This is a genomic window from Acidithiobacillus sp. IBUN Pt1247-S3 (assembly GCF_041146875.1).
Classification (GTDB): Bacteria; Pseudomonadota; Gammaproteobacteria; order Acidithiobacillales; family Acidithiobacillaceae; genus Igneacidithiobacillus.
Genome location: NZ_JBFRXP010000061.1, coordinates 1 through 1627, shown reverse-complemented (window position 1 = coordinate 1627; position 1627 = coordinate 1). Strand labels below are relative to the sequence as shown.

At 60.7% G+C, this 1627-nt stretch carries 1 protein-coding gene; it reads right to left on the bottom strand.

Translation table 11 applies throughout. The features are described from left to right. Positions 1-219 precede the first annotated feature (219 nt). Entirely contained in the window at positions 220-1509 is a 1290-nt protein-coding gene (locus AB4090_RS15025) for an IS1380 family transposase (RefSeq protein WP_369574684.1), read from the bottom strand. Positions 1510-1627: the final 118 nt, after the last annotated feature.

Genomic DNA, 1627 nt, shown 5'->3' with positions numbered 1-1627 from the left:
CCCAATTTCCGCGATTACCTTTGCGTTGCGGCGCATTGTGGGCACGGGCAGGGCGATTCTGGCTGCATAGCGTGACTGCCGGAAGGTTCCCACGGCGATCACACCCGTAGGACCGTGGGGTTTCGGTGATTTTGAGGGTGATATGGCCCGGTTTTTCGCAGGTGAGGCAGCCGCATCCTGCACCGAGTGCATCGGCGGTTCGGGTTCTGGGTCCATTATTCAGCAGGTGGGGTCGTGGGCAGCTGTGGCACTGCGCGCCCGGACGGCGGTGAAGAGGTCGTGGCAGGAGGTGCTGATCTTGAGCACCCAGGTGCCGGCATGATGGATCAGCCGCCCTGGGATTTGAAAAAAACGCCAACGGACCGTGGCCACCCGATGTCGCTGCCAATCCTCCCCCAGAGCGGAGTGCTTGAAGAGGACAAAGAGATTGTGGGCAATGACGCCCATCCGGAAGAAGGCGGCATTGGCGCTTTCCTGCCCACAGGGCATGCGTTCCATGCCAAAGCCAATCTTGAGTTCCTTGATCCCATTCTCGGAATGCTCCCCCCGACTGCGGTACCAGACCAGAACTTCTTCCTTGCGTCCGCTGCGATTGCTGGCGATGACGTGATAACGGGGCTGACCTTCTTCCAGCAGTTCTCCCTGATGCGGGTAACGCACCACAATTAGGCGAAACGCCTTGGTGGTCTTCTCCATGCTATGCACCGTCTCCGCGACCGCGCAATCGGCGTAATTCGTCCAGGCGGCGTCGGGAATGGCGGCAATGGCCTCCAAGGTCGGTGCATCCAGCCGCCCGCCAATGGCAAAGGTCTTGCCCGTCTCTTCGCAAGTGTTGAACAGAGCGGCCTGATAGCTGGCAGAGTCTGCCCGAACGGCCCCAATCCGGTGACCCTGGGGGAGCCGGGCCTCACAGGCCTGGAGAAAGGCCAGGTGATCGCTGGCCGGGGCGATGTTACCGGCCCGGAAATCGTCATGGATGACGACCCCGGCTTCCGCCAAATGACCGACCATCGGCATATAGCCCCGCTCCCCCTTATAGGTCCATTCGGCCGTGCGTTTTTCGGCAAGGATCTGCGTGGCATCCATGTCCAGCGTGTGGGTGTGACGCCCGAGTTTGCGCAAGCGGCGCGCCACCACCCGTTGATTGACGCGACTTAGACCCTCAAGACCCGCTCCCGCCCCCGTGCGCCGCAACCAATCCCCCGTCGCGTCGGTGCTGGGCAGCGCATCCAGATGCAGCAGGCGCCGCAAGACCGGATCCGCATGAATCATCCGTACATCTTCCAGAGAGCGACCACCGCCGGTCAGCATCAACACCAACGGCAAGACCTGCTGGATCGCAGCATAGGCATGACCACTGCCCGGCTTCGGCATCTCCTGTTCCACCCAGCGAGGAAACTGGATACCGTACAGATACTCCCCAAAGAGCGTCAGCCCCGCCTGCGCGGTCATCGCCTCTTCCGTCGCTTGCAACTGGAATGGAAGCACGCTCTGTGCCATCTTACTCATCGGCCCCTCCTGTAAGTTCACCTTCTGGGTGAAGCTCTCGATAAGCTTATTCTACCAGAAAGGCTTGCAGATCGGGGCCTTATCTATCTATCTCTTAGCAGCAATCGCGGATTTAGGG